General features: G+C 59.9%; 16 protein-coding genes and 1 pseudogene. 7 read left to right on the top strand and 10 right to left on the bottom strand.

Going from position 1 to position 25574, the window contains the following annotated elements:
- Positions 1-42: 42 nt before the first annotated feature.
- Positions 43-3204 carry a FecR domain-containing protein gene (locus HQL76_10885; GenBank protein ID MBF0109670.1) on the top strand — a complete coding sequence of 1054 codons (3162 nt, stop codon included), beginning with the start codon at positions 43-45 and terminating at the stop codon, positions 3202-3204.
- Between the two features lie 83 nt (positions 3205-3287).
- On the opposite strand, the gene HQL76_10880 is transcribed toward HQL76_10885, so the two are convergent.
- Positions 3288-3878: a hypothetical protein gene (locus tag HQL76_10880; protein MBF0109669.1), complete on the bottom strand. Its 591-nt coding sequence runs from the start codon at positions 3876-3878 to the stop codon at positions 3288-3290.
- A gap of 102 nt (positions 3879-3980) precedes the next feature.
- Between HQL76_10880 and HQL76_10875 the strand changes: the two genes are divergently transcribed.
- The 4 genes from HQL76_10875 to flhB all read left to right on the top strand — a co-directional run bounded on the left by HQL76_10875 (position 3981) and on the right by flhB (position 7435).
- Positions 3981-5120, top strand: a complete 1140-nt coding sequence (locus tag HQL76_10875; protein ID MBF0109668.1) for an AI-2E family transporter — start codon at positions 3981-3983, stop codon at positions 5118-5120.
- 116 nt (positions 5121-5236) lie between these two features.
- Entirely contained in the window at positions 5237-5506 is a 270-nt protein-coding gene (gene fliQ, locus HQL76_10870; GenBank protein MBF0109667.1) for a flagellar biosynthesis protein FliQ, read from the top strand.
- Positions 5507-5525: 19 nt separating this feature from the next.
- Positions 5526-6320, top strand: a complete 795-nt coding sequence (gene fliR / locus HQL76_10865; protein ID MBF0109666.1) for a flagellar biosynthetic protein FliR — start codon at positions 5526-5528, stop codon at positions 6318-6320.
- Between the two features lie 41 nt (positions 6321-6361).
- Complete coding sequence (gene flhB / locus HQL76_10860) at positions 6362-7435, top strand: flagellar biosynthesis protein FlhB (protein ID MBF0109665.1); 1074 nt, start codon at positions 6362-6364, stop codon at positions 7433-7435.
- Here the strand turns inward: flhB and HQL76_10855 are convergent.
- From HQL76_10855 to HQL76_10835, 5 genes and pseudogenes are all read right to left on the bottom strand, one after another.
- On the bottom strand, positions 7429-8238 hold the full coding sequence (locus HQL76_10855) for an efflux RND transporter periplasmic adaptor subunit (protein ID MBF0109664.1): 810 nt from the start codon (positions 8236-8238) through the stop codon (positions 7429-7431). The genes flhB and HQL76_10855 overlap by 7 nt on opposite strands.
- Positions 8235-9776, bottom strand: coding sequence for a TolC family protein (locus HQL76_10850; protein MBF0109663.1), 1542 nt, complete (start codon positions 9774-9776; stop codon positions 8235-8237). Before HQL76_10850 ends, HQL76_10855 begins: the two co-directional genes overlap by 4 nt.
- A 163-nt stretch (positions 9777-9939) precedes the next feature.
- Positions 9940-11982: an AMP-binding protein gene (locus HQL76_10845; GenBank protein ID MBF0109662.1), complete on the bottom strand. Its 2043-nt coding sequence runs from the start codon at positions 11980-11982 to the stop codon at positions 9940-9942.
- A 436-nt stretch (positions 11983-12418) separates the two neighbouring features.
- A complete protein-coding gene (gene aspS / locus HQL76_10840) occupies positions 12419-14239 on the bottom strand; it encodes an aspartate--tRNA ligase (GenBank protein MBF0109661.1) in 1821 nt (606 codons plus the stop codon).
- Between the two features lie 710 nt (positions 14240-14949).
- A pseudogene (locus HQL76_10835) lies at positions 14950-15081 on the bottom strand (SEC-C domain-containing protein).
- Positions 15082-15501: 420 nt separating this feature from the next.
- Here HQL76_10835 and gltX point away from each other — a divergent pair.
- Together gltX and HQL76_10825 are read left to right on the top strand one after the other, a co-directional pair.
- Positions 15502-16947: a glutamate--tRNA ligase gene (gene gltX / locus HQL76_10830; protein ID MBF0109660.1), complete on the top strand. Its 1446-nt coding sequence runs from the start codon at positions 15502-15504 to the stop codon at positions 16945-16947.
- Between the two features lie 447 nt (positions 16948-17394).
- Entirely contained in the window at positions 17395-19278 is a 1884-nt protein-coding gene (locus tag HQL76_10825; protein MBF0109659.1) for a hypothetical protein, read from the top strand.
- Between the two features lie 54 nt (positions 19279-19332).
- Here the strand turns inward: HQL76_10825 and HQL76_10820 are convergent, their stop codons facing one another.
- The 4 genes from HQL76_10820 to HQL76_10805 form a co-directional block, all read right to left on the bottom strand.
- On the bottom strand, positions 19333-20766 hold the full coding sequence (locus HQL76_10820; GenBank protein MBF0109658.1) for a hypothetical protein: 1434 nt from the start codon (positions 20764-20766) through the stop codon (positions 19333-19335).
- Between the two features lie 148 nt (positions 20767-20914).
- Positions 20915-22366 (bottom strand): O-antigen ligase family protein, encoded by a 1452-nt coding sequence (locus HQL76_10815; protein MBF0109657.1) that lies wholly within the window; start codon positions 22364-22366, stop codon positions 20915-20917.
- Positions 22363-23064, bottom strand: a complete 702-nt coding sequence (locus HQL76_10810; GenBank protein MBF0109656.1) for a hypothetical protein — start codon at positions 23062-23064, stop codon at positions 22363-22365. Before HQL76_10810 ends, HQL76_10815 begins: the two co-directional genes overlap by 4 nt.
- 92 nt (positions 23065-23156) lie before the next feature.
- Complete coding sequence (locus HQL76_10805) at positions 23157-25571, bottom strand: polysaccharide biosynthesis tyrosine autokinase (protein MBF0109655.1); 2415 nt, start codon at positions 25569-25571, stop codon at positions 23157-23159.
- Positions 25572-25574 lie beyond the last annotated feature (3 nt).

Raw genomic sequence — 25574 nt, 5'->3', positions numbered from 1 at the left:
AATTTGTTTTCCTTCGGATATTGTCATGATCGCGGGAGAAGGATGACGCGCGTGGGTGGGGTGCGTTGCGGGATCGGTCGGTTGTTATCTTTTCTTCTTTCGTTCTTGTTGGCCTTCGGAAGTGTTTTCCAGGAGGGATCTCTGTCATTGGCAATCGCCCCGGTCTGGGCCGAGGCGGAACCGGTTCATATCGGACGGGTTTTTCATGTCACCGGCGATGCCCAGGGGGTGGTCAAGGGAGAACCGGCCAAACCCCTCCGGGCCAATGATGAACTCATGGCGGGCGAGGAGATCGTCACCAAGGCGGGTGCGGTCGCCATCCTCAAGTTTCGCGATGGGACGACGTTCACCGTCGGTCCCGACGGCAAGGTGGTCCTCGATGAATTTGTCTTCAACCCCGCCGGCAGCGCAACCAAAAACTCGGTCAAGGTGGAGAAGGGGGCCTTTCGTCTGACCTCGGGGTTCAAGACCAAGAATTCCGATGTCACCGTGCGGACGCGCACTGCCGCCATCGGCGTCCGCGGGACGGTGGCGGAAGGGTTTGTCGATGAACACCTTCCGGAGTTCATCAATCTGCCCAAGGGGACGGCCACGATGCAAACCGGCGCCGGATCGATCGATCTTTCGGACGGCCATTATGCCGCGTCGGCGGCTGCCGCCAACCCGCCGGTCGCATCCGAACACCTGCCCCAGGCGATCGCGGCCCAGGGGATCATGCTGTTGCGCGGCGAAATCGGTGACGAACTCCCCGAAGGACTGCCTTTGACGGAGGAACAGATTCGCGCCGATGCCCTTGCCAACCGTCTGTCGGTGGAGCAACAGATTTCCGGGGGGGAAAAAGCGGTTTCCGATTCCTTTTCGTTATCGGGACTGTTCCGGACCGTCGTGCGCTGGTTGGTGCAACGGCTCCGGGGATGGGTTGCCACCCTGGGGGAATGGTTGGAGCATCTGGCCGGTTCGTTTGTCCGGCAGGCCATGGCGGCGTCGGCGGAAGAGGGGTTGCGATCCCTGTCCCTCCTGGTCAAGGCGGCGGAGGTGGGAATTCTTGAACCCGTGACGGGAAACCAGACGCCGCGGCAGATTCAGGCACGAGAGGCATTTCAACGCGAGGCCCGCGACACCGTTCCCGATGCCCAGGCCATCCTCGGCGCCCATCAGGAAAAACAGGCCGAATCGAACCGGCGCAACACCATGGATTCGACGAAGGGCGTCATCGAGGGGGCCGCCTCGGTGGCCAAGGATGGATCGGAGGTCGCCTCCATTGTCAAAAGTGCCGTGGAGGCCTCGCCCAAGGGGGATGGGGCGGTGGCGGCGATCATTGTCGGCGCGGCGGTTTCCGCCAAGGGGACGACCGACAATGCCGATGCCGCATCCCTGATCGCCCAGGCCGCGGCGACGGCGGATCCGGGGGTGGCAGGGGTGGCGGCGGGGGCGGCAATCTCGGGATTGCCGGAAGGGATAAGGGCCGAGGCGACGGCCCAGGTGGCTTCCGCCGCGGTCAAAGCAGCCCCGGAAGCGGCGGCGAGTATCGCGACCAAAGTTATTGAGGTTGCGGGGGCCAAGATGGCCGGTGATGTCGCGGCGGCGGTGACTCTGGCGGCTGGGGTGAGCAGTGCTGCCCTTGTCGCGGATGCGGCGGCCAGGGCGGCGGGGCCGGACGGGGCGGCCCTGGTCGCGGCGGCGGTGACCCAGGTCGCGGGCGCGGCGGCGGCGGCCAAGGTGGCCGAGGCAGTCATGGCGAGCGCCGGGGCCGGCAACGCCCTCAAGGTTGCGGCGGCGGTCGCTCAGGTCGCGGGTGGCGAGGCCGCGGCCCAGGTGGCGGCGGCAGTGGCCCGTTCCCTCGATCCCGCAACGGCGGCCAAGGTGGCCGCCGTGGTGGTCCAGGTCGCAGGCCCTGGTGCCGCTGATGCCATCGTCAAGGCAGTGGCCGGATCGGTGGGGATCGGGACGGAGGCCTTCAAACAAAATGTCACCCAGGCGGCATCGTCTCCGGAAATCGCTCAGGTTCTTAAACAATCTCAGGAAATTCGCGATCAGGCCCGTACCAGCGGCGACAAGGCCAGGGAGGCGGACGACAAGGCCGACAAGGCGACCGCCCCCGTCGAAGACGGAAAACAATCTCCCCCAGCCACGACGCGCGAGGGGGGAAATACTCCGGAATCACAGGCTTCTTCATCTTCCGTAACCGGTCAAACCGGTTCGGCGGCGCCGGGGGAGGCTTCTCGTTCCTTGACGACCTCCGAACAACCGGTACAACTTCCCCAGACTCCCGAATCACGGGCGATGGCCTCGGCCATTGCCTCGGGAACTCCGGTAGCGGTGGTTCTCATGCAGGCCCAGCGCGAAGGGTCGATGAGTGCCGCCGACATCATTGCCACGGCGGTGGCGGCGGGGATCGATCCGGCCACCTTGACTCAGGCTGCGGTCGGATTGGGGATCGATCCCGCCGAGGTGGTGGCGGCGGCGGTGGCGGCGGGGGCCGATTCGGCGCAGGTGGCGGCGGCGGCCATCGGTGCGGGGGGGGATCCCGAATCGATGGCCCAGGCGGCCATCGGCGCGGGTGGCAATGCGGTCGATGTGACGGCGGCGGCGATCGCCTCGGGTGGCGATGCGGCGCAAATCGCCGCCGCGGCCATGGCCATGGGGGGGGATGTGGCGGCGCTGACCCGGGCGGCGATCCAGTCGGGAGGCAACACTGGAGAGATCGCCCGGGCGTTGCTCGCGGCGGGAGCCGATACCGGGGCGATCATGAGTGGGGCGTTGCAGGTGGGGCTTGGGGAACGGGGGGTGACCCAGGCGATCATTTCTTCCGGGGGGGATGCCGGCGCGGCGCTGGCCGCGGCGTCGAGATTGGGGATGGATGTTCGCGAAGTGGCGCAGGCCGCTCTGGCCTCGGGGGCCAATCCTGCCGCCATGGCCACCGCTGCCGTTCAGGCCGGGGCCAATGTGGGGGCGGTTACCGCAGCGCTGATCCGGGCGGGCGGTGAGGTCCAAGCAGTGGTTCAGGCGGTTTTGGCGGCGGGGGGGCAACCCTATGAGGTGGTGGTCGGGGCAACATCGGCAGCCCCCGATCAGGTGCGCGCCATCGTGGATACGGCGGTTCGGTCGGGAATGGATCCGGGTACCGCCGAGTCGGCCGGATCGGCAGGGCAACAGATTGATTCTCCGCTCATCGATAATGGCGCCGTCCCCAGTCCATCGTGAGCCTGGATCAGCATTCGCTCTGGTGGGATCCGGGAAGGGGCAGGCCTCTTCCCGGAGGGGGTTTGCAGCGGAATCCTGGGTGTTCAGTTGGCGACATTTTTCAGGAATACATGTTCCGCCACTTCATCGCGTTGCTTGATGACCGCATCGATCTGTTGCAGAATGACGTTCAATTGCTGCCGCCCCCGCTCCATGTCGGTGCGGATCAAGGGGATTCTCCCTTCGAGGGTCTCGATTTGTCCCTTGCGTTTGTTGATGGTGGCGGCATGGGCTTCCTTGGCCTTGACGACCGCCAGTCGTTGCTGTTCCGTGGAAATCAGGGGATCGACGAGGGACAGTTCCTGGGCCTTGCGGTATTGATTGAGCGCTTCGGTGACGGGACGCTCCTCGGAAACCAGGGCTTTGCGTGCCGCGGCCAGTTCCGCCTCGGTGTCGGCGAGCGCCTTCTGGCCCTGACCGATCGCCATCTGTTGCTGGACATGGGCAGCGCTCAGTCCTTCCAGTGCGCCATTCAATTCCTGAATCCGTTGCATCCTGTCCGACCCGTTTTCGGGATAGGTCCAGTACCCCGTCCCAAAGGCGTTGGGCAGGGGGGCCATGATCCAGGTGACCATGGCGAGCGCGCTACAGGCCAGAATCATCCGGAATGCCGGAAATCCGTGTTTGAACTTCATGGTGCTCCTCCACAATGATTGGGTTGTCCCTTTCCCGAGACATGCGCGTGTCCATGTCGGATGGTTCCAAAATTTTCAATACACGATACAGGTGTGCATCCCATGGCAAAAAAACAGAAAACACTCGATCCCGATGGCGCGGCGCCGCACCAGCGTGGATTTTTGTTGTTGCTCCTGGCCTTGGCCACGGGGGGGCTTCTATGGTTGTTCATCCCGTTTCTTCCGGGGCTGTTTCTGGCGGTGTTGCTGGCGACCGCCACCTATCCCCTGTATGAACACCTTGCCCGGCGCTTTTCATTAGGATCGGAAAAAGCGGCCCTGATCATGACTCTTTTGATCCTGCTCCTTGTCGTTTCCCCGGTTCTTTATCTGTTGTCGGCCATCGCCGTCACGGCGGGAGAAATGGCGGGTGCGCTGCGCGAATGGTTGACCGGATTCGAAAACAGGGATGCCCTGGCCCAGGGGCTTGGCGGGGTGATCCAATCCGTTCCCCTGCCGGCGTTTTTTTCCCAATTTCTCATCGAGCAGGCGACGGGAAACCGCGAGGCTTTGATCCAGGGGGCGACCCAGGGGGTGCTGTTCCTGTTCCGGGGAATCACCAACAACAGCCTGGCGTTCGTTTCCTCTTTGATCTGGGTGGTGTTTTCGTTGTTCTTCTTTTATCGCGATGGCCCGAAACTGATCCATCGGCTGCGATTGCTGACACCGTTGCCCAATCATCATGACGACTTTCTTCTCGGACGGTTCTCGGGCCTTGCGACCGTCCTTACCTTGAGTACCCTGACCATCGCTTTGTCTCAGGGGCTCTCCTTCGCATTGATCGCCGCGATCCTGGGGTTGCCCTGGTTTTTCCTCGGGGTCGCTCTTGCGGTCGCTTCCTTCATTCCCATTCTCGGCGGGTTTATCGTCTGGGGACCTCTGGGGTACCATCTTCTGGCGAGCGGACGAACGGGGGCGGGGATGTTTTTGTTGTTCTGGGGGGCCATCGTCAATGGTTTTCTCATCGACAATATTCTCCGTCCCATCCTGATCGGGCGTCTTTCCTCCTGGTGTGCGACCGGGGATCCCGGCAACGATCTTTCCGCCCTGGGACATACGTTGTTGACAACCTTGGCGACGTTTGGCGGGATCATGAGTTTCGGCATTCTGGGCCTGTTCTTTGGCCCGGTCATCGCCGCCATGGCCATTGCCGTCTTCGAACTCTACGAAAGGATCAATCGCGATCGCCTGGACCAATCCTGACCAGATCGATTTCTGGGATTCATTATTTTCCATGGACATGAGACACCGTTCGGCTACAATGTCCCCGAGCCGCCCGATCTTTGGTCGTCCCTCTTGCCGCCTCATGAGGAAGACTCATGCCCACCGAAACTGTCCTGGAACTGGTCATCGATGCCCTGAAAACCGCCTTGATCATTTCCGCACCCATGTTGCTGACCGCGCTGGTGGTGGGCATCGTCATTTCATTGTTTCAGTCGGTCACCCAAATCCAGGAAATGACCCTGACGTTCATTCCGAAGATTCTCGCAACCTTTCTGGCGCTGTCGCTGACCCTGCCGTGGATGCTTGAAACCATGATGGATTATTTCAAGCGGCTGTTCGATTCCATCCCCGGAATCGTCAATTAGACGGGGTTGGAGAACGGCGTTGGATCCATTGGCGCTCATCGATTTTCTCGGTTTTGGCGTCGGTGAGGTGGAACGGGCCTTTCTGATTCTGTCGCGGCTCACGGGTCTGTTTCTCGCGGCGCCGTTCTATTCGCGGGCCGCGGGTCCCAGACGGGTCAAATCGGCGCTGATCCTGGCCCTTACGGTGGTTCTTTTTCCGCTGGTGGACCCGTGGAGCGGCGAGGGCAAGGGACAGGTGACCTCCATGATCGCCGCCGGGGTCTCCGAGGTCGTCATCGGCGCCGTCATCGGCATGCTGGTTCACTGGGTGTTGGTGGCGGTTCAGGTCGCGGGCAGCCTGATTGGCTTTCAAATGGGCCTGTCGATGGCCATGGTGATGGATCCGACCTCGGGGATGCAGGAAGGGGTCCTTTCCAACCTGCTCTATCTGACGGTGCTGATGCTGTTTTTGTCGGTTGGCGGACATTACCTGCTTCTGGAGGGAATCGCCCGTTCGTTTCAAACCCTTCCCCTGGGTGAAGGATTGCCCCATGCGGGCAACCTTCTGGAATCGGCCATGAAGGCGATGGCGACCATGTTCGAGCTTTCCCTGTTGATTTCCGCCCCCATCCTTGTGGCGACCACGCTGCTTTACATCGGCATGGGACTCATCAACCGCGCCTCGCCGCAGATCCAGGTGTTTTTCCTGGCCATGCCGGTGGCTCAGATGGTCGGTTTCCTCATCATGGGGCTGACCCTGATTCTGTTCGGCAAGGTCATGATGCAGGAAATGGATACGTTTTTTGCCTTTGCGTTCAAGGCAGTGGGGTTTTGACGGCAAGTTTTTTGCGTTAAGGAAATCGAGGGTTTCGATCGATGGCCGAGGATACCGACCAGGAGTCAAAAACCGAGGAACCGACCTCGAAGCGGGTCCAGGATGCCCGCAACAAGGGACAGGTCACCTCTTCTCGGGAGGTTGGCACTGCCCTGCTGCTGATGGCCGCGACCGGAACGTTCTATTTCCAGGGGGAGAACCTCTGGATGTCGATGCAGAATAAAATGCGGATCTTCTTTGCCGGATTCATCAACGACGGTCTTCAACCCCAGGGGGTCGTCGTCCTGGTCCAGGAAATGATCACCGGTCTGCTGCTCGACCTGATGCCCTTGTTCATTCTGTTGACCATCGTCAGCATTCTCGGGTCCATCATGCAGCACGGATTTTTGTTCACCTTCGACCCGATCATGCCCAAGTTGAGCAAGATCAATCCGATTCAGGGGTTGTCGCGTCTGTTCTCGATGCGATCCATCGTCGAATTGATCAAGTCGATCATCAAGATTTCGGTCATTTCGGTCGCGGTCTATATTGCCCTCGAAGGCAGCGCTCTGGAAATCTTCCGTCTTTCCGATACCAATCTGGGCCATGTGGTTCGGGTTCTCGGTGCCGATGTGATGCATCTGTTGATCCTTGTGACCATTGCCTTCGTCGGTTTGGCGGTCGTCGATTTTGTCTATCAGCAGCATGATTATGTCAAAAATTTGCGCATGACCAAACAGGAGGTCAAGGACGAACTCAAACAGATGGAAGGTGACCCGTTGATCAAGGGGCGGATCCGTCAGATTCAACGGGAAATGGCGCAGCGACGCATGATGGAAGAGGTGCCCAAGGCGGATGTCGTCATCACCAATCCCACCCAGTATGCCGTGGCTCTGCTTTACAAGCAGGGGGAGATGATGGCCCCGAAGCTGATCGCCAAGGGGCGTGGCCGCATTGCCCAGCGTATTCGGGAAATCGCCCGGGAACACAAGGTCGTTCTGGTGGAAAACCCGCCTCTGGCCCGCTCATTGTATTCCGACGTCCCTTTGGAAGCGGTCATCCCGCCGCAACTGTTCAAGGCGGTGGCCCAGGTTTTGGCCTATGTCTACAGTCTGCGGCGCAATCGGAATTATTGAGACCGGTTTTCGATCGAGGGGGAAAATTCGATGCGGACCGGTCCGCTCATTCCGGGGAGGAGTTCTTCCTCGAAGGTGGCCATTCTGGCGACCACGCGCACTGTTTGTCCGGCGGGATTGATGCGTCCCCCCGCGTGGTCGATGCGGGCCGGATAATGTTTTCCCGTTTCATCCAGGTCGATTGAGACCGGCATTCCCGATTTGATGCGCGACAACAGGTTCGATGGCAGGAGGATATGGATTTCGAAGGGGAGCAGACCTGTGATGTCCAACAGGGGTTGTCCCTGGGTGACGGTTTCGAACGGTTTGACGAGGCGTTCGGCGACGCGACCGTCGAATGGGGCCAGCAGGGTGCATTGGCCGATTTCGGCCTGGTGAATGGCCATTTCCGCCAGGGCGCCCAGCCGTTCCGCTTCGAGGAGTTCGACATCCAGAAGGCTGGTCGAGCGCAGTTCGACAAGTTTGCGCTGGACGTTCAACCGTTTGTCGATGGCGGCCAATTGTGCCTTGGCCTTTTGCAGTCGCGCCTCGCGGTCGGGACAATGAAAGCGGATCAGGACTTCGCCCTTGTTGAATTTTTGCCGGGTGTCGCGCCGGATTTCAAGAATGCGTCCCGCCAGGTCGCTGGAAAGAATCGCCTCCTGGGAAGCCACCAGTAATCCGCGCAATCCTTCCGCCTCTTCTGTATTTTCCGCTGTCTGGATTTTTGACGGGGCATCGGCAGTATCAGGACCTGCCACGGCAAGTGGCGGGGCGAGTCCCAGAACGATTCCCAGGATCCATGGAACGACAAAAATCTTCATCCTTTGTCCTGCTCCTGGGAGTGCGCGGCAAGGGTGCCCAGTTCGATTTCTCCCGTTTGCCAGTGTTGGAGGACTTTTTCGAGGGTGTGGGTCAGGCTTTTCAGATCGCCCGATTCCAGGGAAGAGGGAAGGGGATCGAGGCCGATGGTGACCTGGATCTGGCTTGCCGCGTTTTGCAGTTCGGCATGGGAAAGTCCCAGTTGCATGCGGCGGTAGATGGCCCGCGCCTGCGCCTGAATGACATCCAGTCCGGTCATGGTCTGGCGGGCCTCGTTGGCATGGTGTTGTATCCGGTCGGCGGTCTGGCTCATGTTCTTGACCAGTTCATACTCTTCCAGGGTCTGGTTGTAGCGGATCAGGGCCACATGAAGCTGGGTCAGGATGGCCATTCCCAGGGACAGACGGCGCACATTTCCGGTCTCCTCCCGGAGGTCGGCGGCGGCGAGGGTATCGTTGCCGGCAGCCAGATTGATCAGGTTCCACGCCAGTTTGAGTCCACCATCGGCCCATTGTCCATGATAGAGAAATCGATTGGTCGATCCGTGAACCCCCGCTTCCAGACCAAGGCCGGGAAGGGCCTGCAACAAGGTCAGTCGGGTTTCGGCGACATCGATCCGTTTTTGATAATCCTCCTCGCGCAACTCCGGACGCAGATACAGCGCCATTCGTTCCATGAGCTGGATGTCCTGGGGGACCGCGGGCAAGGGCAGTTTTTCATGATCGGGAATTTCGAGGGTGAATTCCTTCGTCAGATCATGGTTGATCAATGCCGCCAGTTGCGTCTTGGCGACCGACAGGTCACGTTGCAGGGTGATGATTTGATACACCGTTTCCAGGAGACCCATCCGATAGCGCAGGGTATCCATGGGCTGTTGCAACAGCGCTTCTTCCGATTTTTTCGCGTCTTCCAGGGCAAGATTGGCCTCTGCCAGGAAGGTGTCGATGTCGGGCAACAATTCCTGGGCGACGGCGGCGCGCCAGTAGGCCTGACGTACCTCCTGGATGATGTTGTGGATCACCTTGCGTTGCCGTTGCCGGGCAACCAGATGACGGTCCGCCTGTTGTCGGGCGCGGTAATAACTCACTCCGAAATCGAGGACATTCCAGGTCATCGCCAGATCGGCGTCGCCGACCCATCGGTCGGAGGAGGTCGAGGCCTCAAGGCTGCTTTCTCCGGTCAGGAGCGAGCGGCTGGACGATCCCTGATCATTGTTCCGGCCTGAATATCCGGCCTGGAGGGTGACCTGGGGGAGGAGTTGATAGCGCGAAAGACGGGATTGCCCCAGCGCCAGGGCCGTCTCCATGGCCTTGAGGCGGTGATCGAGATTGTAACGGATCGCCCGGGCCATCGCCTCCGCCAGGGAGATGGGGCGGACGACCGGCTGCACCCCCTGTCGGAAGGAGACCTTGTCCTCCTGGGCCCGGCGCAGGATCTGGGTTTCCGCCAGGGGTTCCGGCTTGACGGCGCAGGCCGATTGCAGGAGGGCTGCCAAAAGGAGCATCGGGATCGTGGGGGGGAAGAACGTTCGACGGGACAAGGTGCGATCCTTGGGAGATGGGTTGCCGGACTTTTCCGATGTTTTCCGCAGGATGGTATCGGCAGGGGGCGTGGCGCGGATAAGGAAAATATCGCGTCGGTCAAGGGACAATCTTTTTTCGGATGGAATGAATCGGAGATGTCGGGATCGGCGACGTGGTGTTTCAAAGGGGTGTTTCTTCCTGTATCAACCGATGCAGCCGGGGAAAATCGACCTTGCCGTTGGCCAGGAGCGGCATTGTGTCACAATGGACCAGGCGCGAGGGGAGCATGAGGAGGCTCGCCCCTCGATCCTTGAGCGCCTGGACGAAGTCGAGGCGGTCGAGGGTGTGTTCGGTTGTGACAAGGACCAGGGTTTCCCCTTTTCGTGGGTCCGCCAGGGCGACCACGGCATGTGTTGCCTCGGGCCATCGGGCCATTGCCACCGCTTCGACGGCGGCCAGGGAAACCATTTCGCCGCCGATCTTGGCAAACCGTTTGACCCGTCCCAGGACCCAGACGAATCCATCCGCGTCGATCCGGACCACGTCTCCCGTGTCATATCCCGTGAACCCGTCCTCCGTTCGGGAAGGATGCACCCGCCCCGGGTCCTCGGGTTTGAAATAGCCCATCATCACGTTGGGACCGGAAACCACCAGGCGTCCTCCCGCGTCGATTCCCGGAATCGGTTCCAGGCGCCATTCCACTCCGGGCAACAACCGTCCGACGCTCCCCGTGCGACAGGCTTCCGGGACGTTGAACGACAATACCGGGGCGGTTTCGGTGGCGCCATATCCTTCGAGGATGCGGATGCCGAACTTTTCCATCCACAGCGTGCGTGTCGGTTCCTGCAACGGTTCGGCGCCGGCGAAACAATAGCGCACGGAAGAAAAATCGACCGGATCGGCCACGCGGCCATAGCCGCGAAGAAAGGTATCGGTTGCCGCCAAGACGGTCGCCCCCGATTTCCAGGCCATTCGCGCCACGGCGCGGTAGTCGAGAAGGGCCGGGTGACAGAATACCCGCATTCCCCTGAACAGTGGCGCCAGGGTGGTGACCGTCAGACCAAAGGCATGGAACATCGGCAACATGTTGAGGATGACATCCTTCGGGCCGAAATCCAGTCGCGAAAGAAACTGGGTGATGTTGGCCAGCAGATTGTCGTGGGACAGCGCCACCCCCTTGGGGTCGCCCTCCGACCCCGAGGTGAAGAGAATGACCGCCATCTCATGCGTTTTTTCCTTGATGGGTGCCGGTCGGGGAAACCGCGACGACCACCAGGAGCCGAGCAGGAGTTGCAACGTGACCGAGGGTTTCAGGTCTTCCAGGTAGATGAAGTCGAGGTCGTCGAGGTCCGAGATCAGGTCTTGCAACCGGGCTTTGCGAACGAACCGGTGCGCCGTCACCACCCGGCGAATATGCGCCGTTCGGCAGGAGGCGCGAAGGGGTTGGGATCCTGCCGTGAAATTGAGCATCGCGGGAATCCGTCCCCCCGCCTGGAAGGCGAAAAAGGTGACGACGGCCCCCACGGTGGTCGGGAGCATCAGACCGACATGTTCTCCCGGTGCGGTACGCGATTCCAGGAGACGGCTCAAAAGGATGGCCTTGAAGATCAGTGTCTGGTAATCGAGACGCTGTCCGTCCGCGTCTTCCAGGATGACGGTTTTCCGGCCCTGGCGCCGGGCGGCGGTGATCAAGGAGTGCCACAGGGTCATTCTTTTCTCCCGGGCCGCAAGCAGCGCCCGACCCAGCCCATCCTGAAGTTCGCGGGCCGTTGGTGGGGGATCATCGGCGTTTGCGAGGGGAACGACCGTCATGTTCCATCGGGGAAGGCGCTGCCACCGCTCCGTTCCTTCCAGGGCAAGGACGCTCCAGGGGAGAGAAAGCCCTGGAAGAAAATCAATCTTGCGAAAAAAACCGGAGGCCGGACCCGGAGGTTCGGGAAAAAAAAGGACGGTATGGCCCTGTTGGACCAGGAAGGCCAGATGCGCGTCGTCGAGGTCGTCCTCGGCGAGAAAATGGAGACCACGAAACAGGAAGGCAACGGTTGTCGCAGGGAGTTCCGCCCGTGGAAGAACGATCCGGGACTCGGGTTTCAGGAAGGGGGCCAGGATCAGCCAATCCCATCGGGAATGGCGGTTGGCCGCCACCAGACGGCCCGGCAGATGTTCAAGGCCCAAAGGTCGAAGGCGAAACAGTCGTCCGATCAACAGCCTGAGAAAGGACATGACCACGCGGATCCACCTCAGTGGTTTCATTATTACGGATGGGTCTGGGAAGGGGGAACCCCTTCCCAGTGGGGTTTGGGGCAACGCCCCAAGGTTCTTATTTTTCTTTTTATAGTTTACGATGACATTTCTTCAGCCTCCGTTTTGGCGATCGTTTCCAGCCTGCGCAACCTGGATAAGACGACCAGTTTTGTCAGGGCATCAACTCTGGCTTTTACAGACGTCGCATTCTGGAACGGGCTGAAGGCAAGTTGTGGAGGTCACAGGCGGTTTCATGGATGGCATCCAAAAGGCCCCCCGATTCGGATGAATTTCCAGTCATGACAAATCTTCCCGATGGTGGCGTTGGCAATTTACTTGGGTGCCTATGGACCGCCAACAAAGTGTTCCATCCGCAAGTCCGGGCCATGTTTCGTGCCGTTGTTTCCAGGAAGCCTTATCCCGTTTCTCCCTTGGGGCGGATGGCCCGACGAAGGTGCAGTTCGCGCCATTGGAGTTCATCGACCTCCGAGGGTGCCTGGGTCAGGGCGCATCCCGCTTTTTGCGTTTTCGGGAAGGCGATGACGTCGCGGATCGACTCGGAACCCGACAAAAGGGCCATCAGGCGGTCCATTCCCAAGGCCAGGCCGCCATGAGGCGGGGCGCCGAATTCCAGGGCCTGAAGCAGGAAGCCGAATTTGCGCGCGGCCTCCTCCTCGCCGATGTCGAGGAGGGCAAGGATTTTTCGCTGCAAGGCGGGGTCGTGGATGCGGATCGATCCGCCTCCGACCTCGATGCCGTTGAGGACCAGGTCGTAGGCGCGGGACCGGACTCCGAGAAGATCATGGATGTCGGTGGAATCGAGCAGGGCAAGGTCCGCCGCCGCCGGGGCGGTGAAGGGATGATGGACGGAGACGGGACGTTTGGCCTCGGCATCCCAGTCCAGAAGGGGAAAATCGGTCACCCAGACCAGCGAAAAGGGTGTGTCCTCGTAAAGATCCAGGTCCTTTGCCAGACGAACCCGGAGTCGTCCCAGCGATTCGTTGACGACCTTGGCCGTATCGGCGCCGAAGAAAATCAGATCACCCGCTTCGGCCCCGGTCCGTTCCTGAATGGCGTTTTTTTCCTCTTCGGAGAAATGCTTGACGATGGGGGACTGCCAGCCGTCTTGTTGCCAGGGACCGTTGACCTTGATCCAGGCAAGCCCCTTGGCGCCATAGACGGAGACGAATCCGGTATAATCGTCGATCTGCTTGCGGCTCAGGCGGTTTCCTCCCCCCGGAACACGCAATGCCTTGATGATGCCCCGGCGGCGTCCCTGTTCGTCCTGGCGGACCTGGTCGGCGAACACCTTGAAACGGGTGCCGGCCATGGTTTCGGTCAGGTCCGCCAATTCCATGGGGATGCGGACATCGGGGGCATCCAGGCCGTAGCGACGCATCGCCTCGGCATAGGTCATGCGCGGGATGGGGCGGGGAATGTCGATGCCCAGGGTCCCCTTGAAGATGCCGGCGACCACCTGTTCGGTCGCGGACATGACATCATCGGGGCCGACGAAGGACATTTCAAGATCAAGTTGCGTGAATTCGGGCTGACGGTCGGCGCGCAGATCCTCGTCGCGAAAGCAACGGACAATCTGGAAATACCGGTCATAGCCGGAAATCATCAGGAGTTGCTTGAACAATTGCGGACTTTGCGGCAGGGCATAAAACTGCCCGGGATTGACCCGGCTGGGAACCAGATAATCGCGCGCCCCTTCCGGAGTGCTGCGGGTGAGCATGGGGGTTTCGATTTCCAGGAAATTGGCCTCATCGAGGATGCGGCGCGCCAGTTGGTTGGCCCGATGGCGCAACTGGAGGTTTTTCTGCATTCTGGGGGTGCGAAGGTCAAGGTAGCGGTATTGCAGCCGGACCGTTTCACTGACCAGGTCATCGTCGATTTGAAAGGGAAGGGGTTTGGCAGCGTTGAGGATGACCAGGTGATCGACGTTGATTTCGATCATTCCGGTGGCAAGGTTGGGGTTTTCGGTTTCACGGGGCCGGGGGGCGACGAGACCCGCGACCTCGATGACGTATTCGCTTCTGAGTTCGTGGGCGAGGCGATGGACCGCCGCATCCCGTTCGGGGCTGAAGACGACCTGAACCAGCCCGGAACGGTCGCGCAGATCGACGAAGATGACCCCGCCATGGTCGCGGCGTCGGTGGACCCAGCCTGCCAGGGTGACCCGGGCGCCGATCAGAGGATCGCGGACATCGGTGCAATAGTGGGTTCTGTTCATGGAGCGGGATCCTGGGCGGCGGTTGCACGATCCTCGGAAGTTTCGGAGTTCGACGAGGGGTTTTCTCCATTCGCGTCGTCCTCTTCGAGGGGTTGCCGGTTTTTCGCCCGGGCGAGGGATTCGGTGATGAGTTGATTCATGTACATCTTTTCCTCTTCCCGGAAATCGGTCATCAATTCCCCGGCGCGGTGGTAGGCGTCGATGGCGGCGTCCCAGGATTCGACAAGGTGCAGGAGCATTCCCTTGAGATAATGGTTGAACGGGTTGTCGGGATTGCCCTCCATGGCGGCGGTGACCCAGGTTTCGGCGTTGTCGGTATCGCCAAGATCGATATAGAAGGCGGCCAGTTTTTGCGCGACCTGCCATTTGAGGACCTGGCGCGGGGTATCGTATTCGTCGAGCAGAAATTCCTCGCCATCCTTTTCCCGGTCCGCCTCGACGAGCCATTCGGCGAAACGGGCGATCCAGTAATCCCACAGGATATGGGGGTCGTCGCGGTCACCTTCCAACACCTCTTCGAGAAGATCCAGGGCTTCGTCGAGAAGGCCATGGCCATGATAGGTGGCGGCCATTTCGGTCAGGACCATGGGACTCGCTTTTTCGCGGGGGACCCGGTCGAGGGTTTCCGGGGAACATTCGTGAATCAGCCGGGCGGTGGCCATGGCGCGGATGACGGGGGTTGGCGATCCCAGTTTCCAGTCGACCTTTTCCTCCCGACCCAGATGGCACTGTTTGAATTTCTTGCCCGAGCCGCAGGGGCACGGGTCGTTGCGACCGATGGTGGGGGGTGGAGCGGCGCGGCGGTCGCGGACGGCAAAAGCGCGTTCCGGTTCGGGGGCCATGTCGAGCAGGCGCTCGGCAAAATGGCGGTACCATTTCCAGAAAGGGCCGTTTTCCGCCTCGGGGTCGTCGGCGAGCCATCGGGCCAGAGCGATGGCATCGCCCATTTTCGCCGCCTGATAAAGGGCTTCGGCATAGATTCCGGGATTGTTCAGATCTTTGGGTGTTCCCACGGCAATTGGCTCCTTTCCCACACTTCCTTGAGGATGACGCGACGATCCTTTTGATCAGGAATCAGGATGTCGGACATCAAACCGCTGGATTCTAATCGACCCCTGTCCAGGAAGCCAGGATGCAAAAACATGACAGACCCGCTTCGATGATGTACTCTTGGGGAAGGTTTCAGGCATGGAAGTGCCCCGTTCACCCCCTGTGTACCGTAACCCGTGCGACAGTTTCTTAAGAAAGGCCCGATGGTTTCCATGACGCTTAGAACCCGTTTCGCCCCCTCACCAACCGGTTTTCTCCACATCGGCGGGGCGCGTACTGCCCTGTTTTGTCATCTTCATGCCCGGGCCCACGGCGGTACGACGGTGTTGCGCATCGAGGATACCGATCGCGAGCGCTCGACCGGCGAGGCAGTGGCGGCGATTCTCGAAGGGATGCGCTGGATGGGGCTGTCGCCGGATGAAGGACCTTTTTTTCAGTCGGCGCATCATCAAAGACACCTGGACGAGGCCCATCGTCTCCTGGCCGAAGGACGGGCCTATCGTTGCACATGCAGCGTCGCCCGGCTCGATGCCATGCGCGAGGAGCAGAGGGAAAAGGGGATCAAGCCGCGTTATGACGGTCGTTGCCGCGACATCGATCCCGCATCGTTGGGATCGGTCCCGTCGGTCATCCGTTTCAAGACCCCCGTGACGGGGGTGGTCTCGTGGAACGACCTGATCCAGGGTGAAATCCGTTTCGACAACGAAGAACTCGACGATCTGATCCTGGTCCGTTCCGATGGATCGCCGACCTACAATCTGGCGGTGGTGGTGGATGACCACGACATGGGAATCACTCTGGTGTTGCGGGGCGAGGATCATATTTCCAACACCCCGCGACAGATTCATCTGATCGAGGCCCTGGGCTACCGCCGTCCCGAATATGCCCACATGCCGCTCCTCCATGGCGCCGATGGGGCCAAGCTGTCCAAGCGCCACGGGGCGGTGAGTGTCCTGCAATACCGCGATGACGGTTTTCTTCCGGCGGCGATCAACAATTATCTGGCGCGGCTGGGCTGGTCCCATGGCGACCAGGAGATCTTTTCCATGTCGGAGCTGGAACGTCTGTTCGACGTGACCCGTCTGGGACGCTCTGCCTCCATTTTCAATCCCGACAAACTCCTCTGGCTCAACGGACAACACATCCGCGCCGCCAGCCCCGAAGATCTGGAGCCGGAACTCTCCTGGCAACTGGCGCGTCACGGGCTGCCGCATCCGGGAAGAGAACGTCTTCTTGCCATCATTCCCCATTTTCGGGAACGCAGCAAAACCATGGTGGAAATGCTGGAAAAATGTCGATTTCTTCTTGTCGATGAACTGTCCACCCATGACGAGGAAGGAATCCGCCGTCATTATTCGCCCGAATTGCGCCTTCCGTTGGCGGATTTGTGCCGGCGCTTGCATCGGATCGAGGAATCGTCCTGGGATCAGGGGGCAGTCACGGAGGTTTTCCAGGGGGTCCTCGCCGATCATGGACTCAAGATGGGAAAACTGGCACAACCTGTGCGTCTGGCCTTGACGGGGACGACCGTTTCCCCGGGTATTTTCGAAACCCTGATCCTCCTGGGCAAGGGACCGACCGTAAAACGGTTGGAAGAGGGGGTGAAACGGTTCGATGCCTTGGTTCCGATGCGTTCGCAGACCGGGATGGTTGTATAATAACGATAATATTTTCAACTGTTTATTATGGATTCTCCCTTTCATGGCGCAAAATTCATCTCAATCCCTTCCCTTTTGCCGCCGATACCTTTACAATCCGTTCCAGTATCCAAGGGAGAGGGTTGGCCGCCGGACAGCATTCGTGGTGGGAAACGTTTCCCGGACCAGGTTGCGATAATCATAAGTCGAGGTAAGATCACGATTTTTCTTCGTCATCCACAGGCAGCATGCGTTTTTCTGTTGACAATGATGCTATCCATCTGACAGAATCCCCGCCATTTTAAATGTTTTGCCTGGATGGATTGATGTGGTCCTGCCATGGAGTTTTGATGGGTATTTTTTTTCTGTTTCTTTTTCCAACGTTTAACCAATACGGACTATCCCCTTCATGGGGACTTCAACCTAAGTAAGGAGTGATCTGCCATGGAACAATGGGGAATGTGTACCATGTCCAAGAAAGCAAGTGTACTGGCTCTGGCCGCGGCATTTACCGTCGGAATCGCTGCCTGCGGCGGCGGCGGTGGAAGCAGCTCTTCAACCTCTTCCTCGGGATCGGTCGCGGGTGTCGCGGTCGAAGGTCCGGTGACGAGCGGTAGCATCACCGTCTACAATGCGGATGGAACCAAATGTTCCGCCGCATCGACTTCGACCAACTCCAGCGCCACCTTCACGTTGAGCATCGGCTCCTGCACCCCGCCCCTGGTACTTGAACTCTCCGGCGGCACCGACTCGGTCCACAGTACCCTGGGTGTGACCGTTCCCCAAACCACCATGCGTTCGATCATCGGTGCCAGCACGCAGACCGTCGCCAACATCTCTCCGTTCTCGACTCTGATCTATCATTCGCTGATCAAGGATTCCGCGAGCCTTACCGCCGCCGGCATCACCACCAGCAATGCCAGCGACAAGATTTCCACCAAGGCGACCTCGGTCATTCAGGCCTTCGGTTTTGGTGTTGACTCGCTGACCGATGGCAGCACCGTGAGCAGCTACAACCCGATCACCCAGTCGATGGGGACGACCTCCCTGGCAACCTTCGTTCAAGCGAGCGAAGCCCTCTCCGAGACCATCCGTCGCGTTGCCAAGGCGGCGGGCGGTGTTTCCGCCAGCAATCTGGGGCTGATTCTGAAATCCCTCGGGCAGGACCTCTCCGATGACAGCCTTGACGGCATGATGGGGTCTTCCGCCGTGAGTTCCGGGATTTCCGGCTTCGACTTCAGTACGGTCCGTGCCTATGCCCTGTCGAACGCCACGTTCGTTCTGAACGAAATCTTCTCGACGACGGGATTGTCGGTTACCGACAGCGCCGGTAGCCAGAAGTCGGCCCTTTCAGCCCTCAAAACAGCCATCGGGACCGTCAACAGCTCCGCCACCGCCACTTTTGACAGCGTGAAACCGAGCAGCAATCTGGCGGCCCAATGGAATACGGCCAAGAGCGCGACCATGGCGCTTCTGGGTGTCAGTTCCTTGGCTGATCTTGGAATTTCCTCCGACATTTCCACCACGACATCCATCAGTGGTCGTGGCGCTCTGAAGGTGTCCTCGACGGCTGCGGCCAATGTGGCGGATTCCTCGAAGGTTTCGACCTACTCCGGGAATGTCACCAAGGCCAACAATGCCGCTGTTGCCGCATCGACCTTCAATGTCGCGCTCAGTTCCATCACTCTGACCGATTATCCGAACAACACCGCGACGACCCTGACCCCTTCGACCCGTTCGGTTTCCTCGGGATCCTTGACGGTGTCGTTGTCCTCGACCACGACCCTGAGCGCCTCCAACCTGTCGCTCCTGGCCAGCAAGTCCGCGTCCACGGCTTCCGCCACGCCGCCGGTGATGAATTTCACCCTGAGCAATCTGCCCCAGGGCAGTGGTACCGCCGGGGTGGCGATGACCTTGCTCGATGGCAGCGATTCCACCCGGAGTTCCGGCGAGCGCATGGTTACGGCATCGTTCAACATGCCCTGGAGCAGCAATGGCACGACTTTGACGCTGACTGCACCGTCGGGTGCCTCGGTTTCCTACTATTCATCGACCGACACCTCCGCTTCCAGTGCCACCCTGTCTCAGAGTGTCATCGGCAGCTTGGCCATCACTTCTTCCGGTTCCAGCCAAAGCGCTCAGACCACCCAGCTGAAGCTGCAAATCGCCGAACTGTTCAACACCGCCTCCAAGCATGGCAATGCTGCTCTTGCTTCGGCGATGACCTCGGCGGTTTCCACCGGATCCTACTACTACTCGATCGATTTCAGCGGAATCTCGCTGTCTGCGGTCGATTCCAGCAGCAATACGTCCACGTTCAGCCAAGTCAAGGGTACCTTCACCGCCAAATAAGCCGGTTCAAGGGATCTGGTTCAAGAAAAGGCGCACTTCGGTGCGCCTTTTTCTTTAATTACAATCGATCTGGATGTCCTCGGGTTTTGTTTTTCGTGTCAGGAGGCAGGTCGTTCCGGAGGAAGAGGTCGTCAGGGAGACCTTTTGCCCGGGCCAGGGTTCGATGGAACGGGTTTGATGTCCCCTGCCGTGGAAGAAGAGGCGAATCAGCGCTTGGTTGCGCCGTCTGAGCCCGGACCAGACGATGGTTTCATCCCGTGGACCGGGATTGTCAAGATTCATGACGGTCCCCTCTTCGAGAAAGGGACGAAAAGCGAGCATTTCGTCGTAGACGGCCTGGGCATCGAGGATTTCCTCGCGGGCCAGTGGATCGTTGGCGCCGCCGGGACCGACATTGAAGACCTGCATGCCATCGATGCCGCGCAGCCAGAGGTGCCGCAGGATTTCCCGGTAGGTGGAACGGCTTAGAGCTGGGGTGGTGGTGTCGGGATGATCGACCACGCGGCGGGCGACCCAGGGAAGGGACCCGAGGTGGGGTGCGAGGCGGGTTCGGTTGAAGGCATCCTCGGAGACCTGCCGCAGCAGCAGATGGGTGAACAGACGGTCAACCATGGCGGCATCGAGGGGCTTTTCCTTGTCGCGGACGGTCAGGAGATAGGTATCCACACCATAGGCGAGCGGCGCGGAATGGGTCATCAGGGTCGGACCGGTAAGGGGATGAGGGCGGTCGTCCCACCCGTAGAGGGGGTGTTCAGGGGTGGAAAGGGCGGCGACCCAGTTGGTGACGGCGATGGCGGGAAAGATTTCCCGCGCCGGGGCGGCGATGTAGGCGGAGAGGAGTTGCATCCAGAGTTGTCGCCGGAAGATGGCGAATGAAGGTTCGTCTTTCAGGGCGCCACGGGGCAGAATGGACCGGGTGCGGGGGGACAAGAGGGCGGGAAGATAGGCGGCCTGGCTGGGCTGTCCTTCATGATCGAGCCACAGGCCGTCGATGGTCACCCCCTGGTTTTTGAATTCCTGGAGGGTGTGACGCAGCTGGTCCGCCGCTCTGGCCCATCCCTGGAAGAGGCCCGGAGAGGGGATGGTGCGCCAGGAATCGGGAACGGGAAGATTGTCGGGGTGATCGTGGCTCCAGAGGGTGGGATCGCCGCCCTGGTCATAGGGCCAAGGTCCCCGTTTTCCCTCCATGAGGATGACGGGCGATCCGGCGGCTTGCAGGATCTTGGCCGCCGGAATCATGGCGACATCGATTTCCAGATGTTGGGTCAATCCGCGGGCCAACAGGAGGTTTGCCTGTTCAGGGGTCAGGGGAAGGTGTTCCGGACCGAGCCAGGTGACCAGAGGCCAGCGTTTTCCTCGGGGATGCCTCAGAGGCGGAACATGATGTTCAACCCAATCGAGCCATTGTCGCGCCGACTCTTCGATGGAAAGGGAACCCCGCAATGCCCCGGGGGCCCCGGCGTGGGCGAGGGCGATGGATGACAGCAAAAGGAGGAGCCCGGCAAAAAGGGGGAACGCTGAGGGACGGCGATGGTTCGGGGATTGAAGGGAGCGGGAGCGGATCATCGTCTGGAGGTCGTTGTATCCGATGGCTCCCCGGCATGGGGATGGGACTTTCCGGAATCGAGGGTTGGTTTCAAGGTTGCGGATTTTGGGGCGGGCGGTCATGGGAGGTGCGTTTGGAAGAGGGATTGGGATGTTGGATCGAGGCCCCCTGGAGTCCCATGGCCATGACGACCATGAAATAGACGGCATTGGCGGGAATGTGAAAATTGAAATCGACCAGGGCATGGAGTTCGAGGGAGAAGGTCGCGGCCAAACCCGCGAGGAGGATTCCCCGGGCAAAGGGGTCGCGCCGTTGAATGAAGGCCCGTCCCATGATTCTCCAGGCATAACCCATGGCCAGGGCCAGGAGCAGATAGCCTACAATTCCCTGTTCGGCGAGGATTTCCAGATGATCGTTATGGGCATGGTCATAGAATTCGCCGGTCAGTGAGGGATTGCGGTACATGGGAAACAGGGTGGCGAAGGCGCCGGCGCCGACACCGGTCCATGGGTAATCCCGGATCATGTCGATCACGCTCGTGGCGATTTCCAGGCGATCCAGTTTGAGGAGTTGGGTGGAGAGCATCCGTTCCACGAGGTGTTCCAGACCGAACCAGGCGCTGGCGATGATCGCCACCAGGAGCAGAGGGAGGATCAGACGGCGTTCGCGGCTGGATTGATGCATGCGTTGCCTGGCGAGGAAACTGACCAGGAACAGTGCCACCAGGAGGGCGATGCTTCCACCCCGTGATCGGGACAGGAACAGGGCGAGAAACATGGTCACCAGGAGGACCGAGACCATGCCCTTTCCGGTTCCCAGGGAGTTGAACGCATCTTCCAGGCTTTCACGCCATGTTGGCCGCTCGCGCATGGATTGATGATCGAGCCAGGCGACCAGGAGACCGAAGCCGACGGGGATGGTCAGTTCCAGGAATCCGGCAAAATGATTGCGGTTGACGAAGGTGCCATGCAATCCCATGGGCGAGAACAGGTTGCCGGCCAAGAGTCCCCAGATGGCCTGAAGGGCCCCCGAGCAGAAGATCGTGATGGCCAGCAACCGCAGTCGCGGTCGGGAAATGCTGGTGACCAGGGTGAGCCAGAAGACCGCCAGATAGGCCATTCCCTTGAGCCAGGCGATGCGCGTCAGATGGGGATCCATGGAAATGGGCCGCCACTGTTGGGTCATTTCGGTGAATTGGGCGATTTCCTCGGCGGCGGGGGAGAGCAGTTTCAGGAGGGACAGGGGCAGGGGAATCAGTTGCAACAGGGGCAGAGCGGTCCACAGGGCCGGCAACACGAACACCAGGGGGTGATGGACGAAGACTCCTGCCAACGGGCGGGGATTTCGCAGGCGATCCAGGGTCCAGAAGAAGAGGATCATGAAGATCCAGAGTTCCATCAAACCCCAGGCCCATGGACGATTGGATCCCCAGGGAAGGGGGATCCAAAGGAGCAGCACCAGAAGTCCATGGAAGGCCCACCGGTCGGAGAGGGGATCCTTTCCGGGCGGATCGGGTTGATTCATGACGGGGGGGGTGTTCATTGTTCCGCTCCCAGTTTACGTTCCCAGAGTTCTTTCAGTTTGGGATCGGTGGCGTAGAGGGGACGGAGGGTATCGAGCAGGCCATGGCGTCGGGCGAGGTCGATGATGTCGTAGGGCATGCGATGAACGTTGTTTCGGATCAGGTACAAAAATCCGCGGCGTTCCTCGGGATCCATCCCGTGCCACAGGACAAAACCAAGACGGATGGCCTGTTTGACGACATGGGGATTGCGCGGGTCGAAATGAACGGCGCGTTGCAGGTCGGCCATGGCCAGGTCCGGACTGGAACCGAGGCGGACGCGGACCTGGGCGCGGTTGATCCAGAGCAATCCCCACGAGGGGCGCTGGCGGAGCGCGTCGCCATAGGAGGTTTCGGCGACCCGCAGCGCCGTTTTGGCCGCGTCGGACCAGGGGGGGAAGCCTTCGGCGCGGCGTTGATGGAGCCAGGCGTTCCACATGTGGTATTCGGCGTTTCCGGGAACCAGGAATCGGGCCGATTGCAATGAAGAGATGGCGTGCGACCAGGATTCCTCATCGATCTTGCGGGCGTTGGCAGTGGCGGGGCTGCCGATGTGCTGGATCAGGTGGCGTGCCGGGTTGACCCACAGTTCGGCGACCAGATGGATGGCCGCCCCCACGGTCAGGGCGAGGCTTGTGACCAACAGCAACCATGGGAAAAGCCGCGGGATTTGCTTCATGAGACGTGTCCGCGCTTCGTCCGATGACCGGAGGCGATCGTCGGCTGCAGGTAATGGGGTCTTGAAGGGGGAAGATGCGTCGGCCAACCGTGTCACCCGTTTACCGGAACCGATGGTTCCGCCTCGCCGTAATAACCGCGTTTGTAGCCGTAACCGTATCCATAGCCGTAACCGTATCCATAGCCGCCGCTGTAATACATCAATTTTTTCATATCGACATGGTTCAACACACATCCCATCATCGGCACATGGGACTGATACAGTTGTTTGAGGGCCGCCAGGGCCATTTCCAGTGTTGTCTTGGAGGAATGGACCACCAGGATGGCGCCATCGGCGCGGGCGCCGAGGATTTGCGAATCGGTGACCATCAGGGTTGGCGGGGCGTCGATGATGATCCGATCATAATCTTGTCGCAGCAGTTCCAGCATGTCCATCCAGCGTTGGGAGGCGAGGATTTCGCTGGGGAAGGGGGGGATCGGTCCGGCGAGGAGGACGTGCAGTCCATGGATGGATTGGATGATTTCGTTTCGAATTCGATCCCGATCGAGCGTGGAACGAGTGGATTGGCTGCCCCTTTCCGGATGAAGGGAAAAGGGATCCTGGTGTCCGATGGAACCGTGTTGTGCCAGCAATCCCGTGACTCCCTGGGTGGATTGGCCCTTGAAGACCTTGCCCAGCCGGGGACGGCGCAGGTCCGCCTCGACGAGGAGGACCCGGTCTCCCGCCTGGTAGAAGGCCTGGGCCAGATTGACCGAAACGGTTGTCTTTCCCTCTTCCGGAACGGCGGAGGTGATCATGATCACCTGATTGGTATGGTCGATGTCCGCAAAAAGAATGCCGGTACGAATGCCGCGGACCGCTTCGGCGTAGGTTGATTTGGGTTGTTCCGCCACCATTTCCTCGGGGGCGATGTTGTCTTTCTTGTTGAGGCGCAACAATGGGAGGATGGCGAAGATGGGCAATCCCGAGGCGGTTTCCAGTTGTTCGGGGGTCTTGATGCTCCGATCCATGTATTCGAGGGTGAACGCCAACAACAGCCCGATGGCCAATCCGACCAGACCGGCCAGCATCATGGTTCTGCCTTTGTTGGGTTTGAAACTTGACTGGGGGGGTCTGGCCGAATCGACGATGCGGGCGTTGGCCCCTTCCATTCCCTCGATGACCCCGGCCTCCTTGAAACGTTTGAGAAACAGGTCGTAGAGCTGGCGGTTGGCCTCGGTTTCGCGTTCCAGTTTGCCGAGTTTGAAGGCTTTTTGCTGGTATTCCTGGACCGATTGTTTTTGTTTGTCCAATTGCAGTGCCAGTTGCCGTTCCTGGGCATCGACGACGTTGTATTCCTGGTTCATCCGTTCGATGGATCGTTTGACCTCGTCGGTGATTTTTTCGGTGATGGCAGTCAGTTCGTTCTGGGCGCGGATCATTTTGGGATGTTTGGGGCCGTAGCGTTCCGAATATTCACTGACTTTCAGTTCCGCCTTGTGTTTTTCCTCCTTGAGGCTGACGAGCAGTGGACTGTCATCGACGGGCATGTCGATGAGGTTGTTGCCGAATTCCTTGAGCATTTCCTGCAATTTGACATATCGGGCTTTTGTTTCGCTCTTTTTTGTCTGCACCCGGACCCACTGGACGTTGATGGCGTCCAATTGCTGCGACACCATGTTTTCCTTGTCTTCGGTACCCACCAGACCTGTTTCCTCGCGATAGGTCTGGAGGTTTTTTTCCGATTCTTCCAGGGCGGCGCGCAATCCTTCCAGCCGTTTCATGAGCCAGTTGGCGGCATGTTGCGTCACCTGGAGTTTGGCTTCCAGTTGCTGATCGATGTAGGTTTGCGCCACCGCATTGGCGCCACGGGCGGCAAGTTCCGGGTCTTCCGCCACGAAACTGACGATGACGAGTTGGCTGTTGGTGACCAGCGCGACACCGATGCGACTGGTTACCGCGGTGACCAGATTGTCGAACTGGTTGGCTTCCTGAAGGTTGCCCAATTGGGGCGTGGGTTGGATTTTGGCTTCGGCGGGGAGATAATCGCGCAAATTTTTTGGAATCCAATCATGGGCATTCCATCCGCTGCGTCCTTTTTTGGGTTTGGGATTGAATTCGGCGGCCAGGTCCAGGCGTTCCTTGCGGATCACCTCCTCGACCAGATTGCGGCTTTTGAGCAGTTCCAACTGGGTTTGCATGTATTCCTTGCCGCCGGTATCGGTCCCCAGAAGGTCGCCCAGGGACAGGGACACCAGTTTGGTCGTCTGTTTTTCGATGAGCAATGATGTCGCGGAACGGTATTGGGGCACCAGCGAGGAGACATGAACCGCCGTTGGCATCAAGATCAGAAACACGACCATCAGGATCTGCCATTTGCGCTTGCGGACGATCAACCAGTATTGGCGCAGGGGGACGACCTGGTCGCGATCCTCCTCCGACAGTGCCGGAAGCATGCGGCGCTGGTTGCGGACCGTGCCGGTTTCCATCACCGGAAGGTTGTCCCCCATGTCTGACACCGCGTCCATGAT

Source organism: Magnetococcales bacterium (assembly GCA_015228815.1).
Lineage (GTDB): Bacteria > Pseudomonadota > Magnetococcia > Magnetococcales > UBA8363 > UBA8363.
This window is presented reverse-complemented; position numbering and strand designations above follow the sequence as displayed.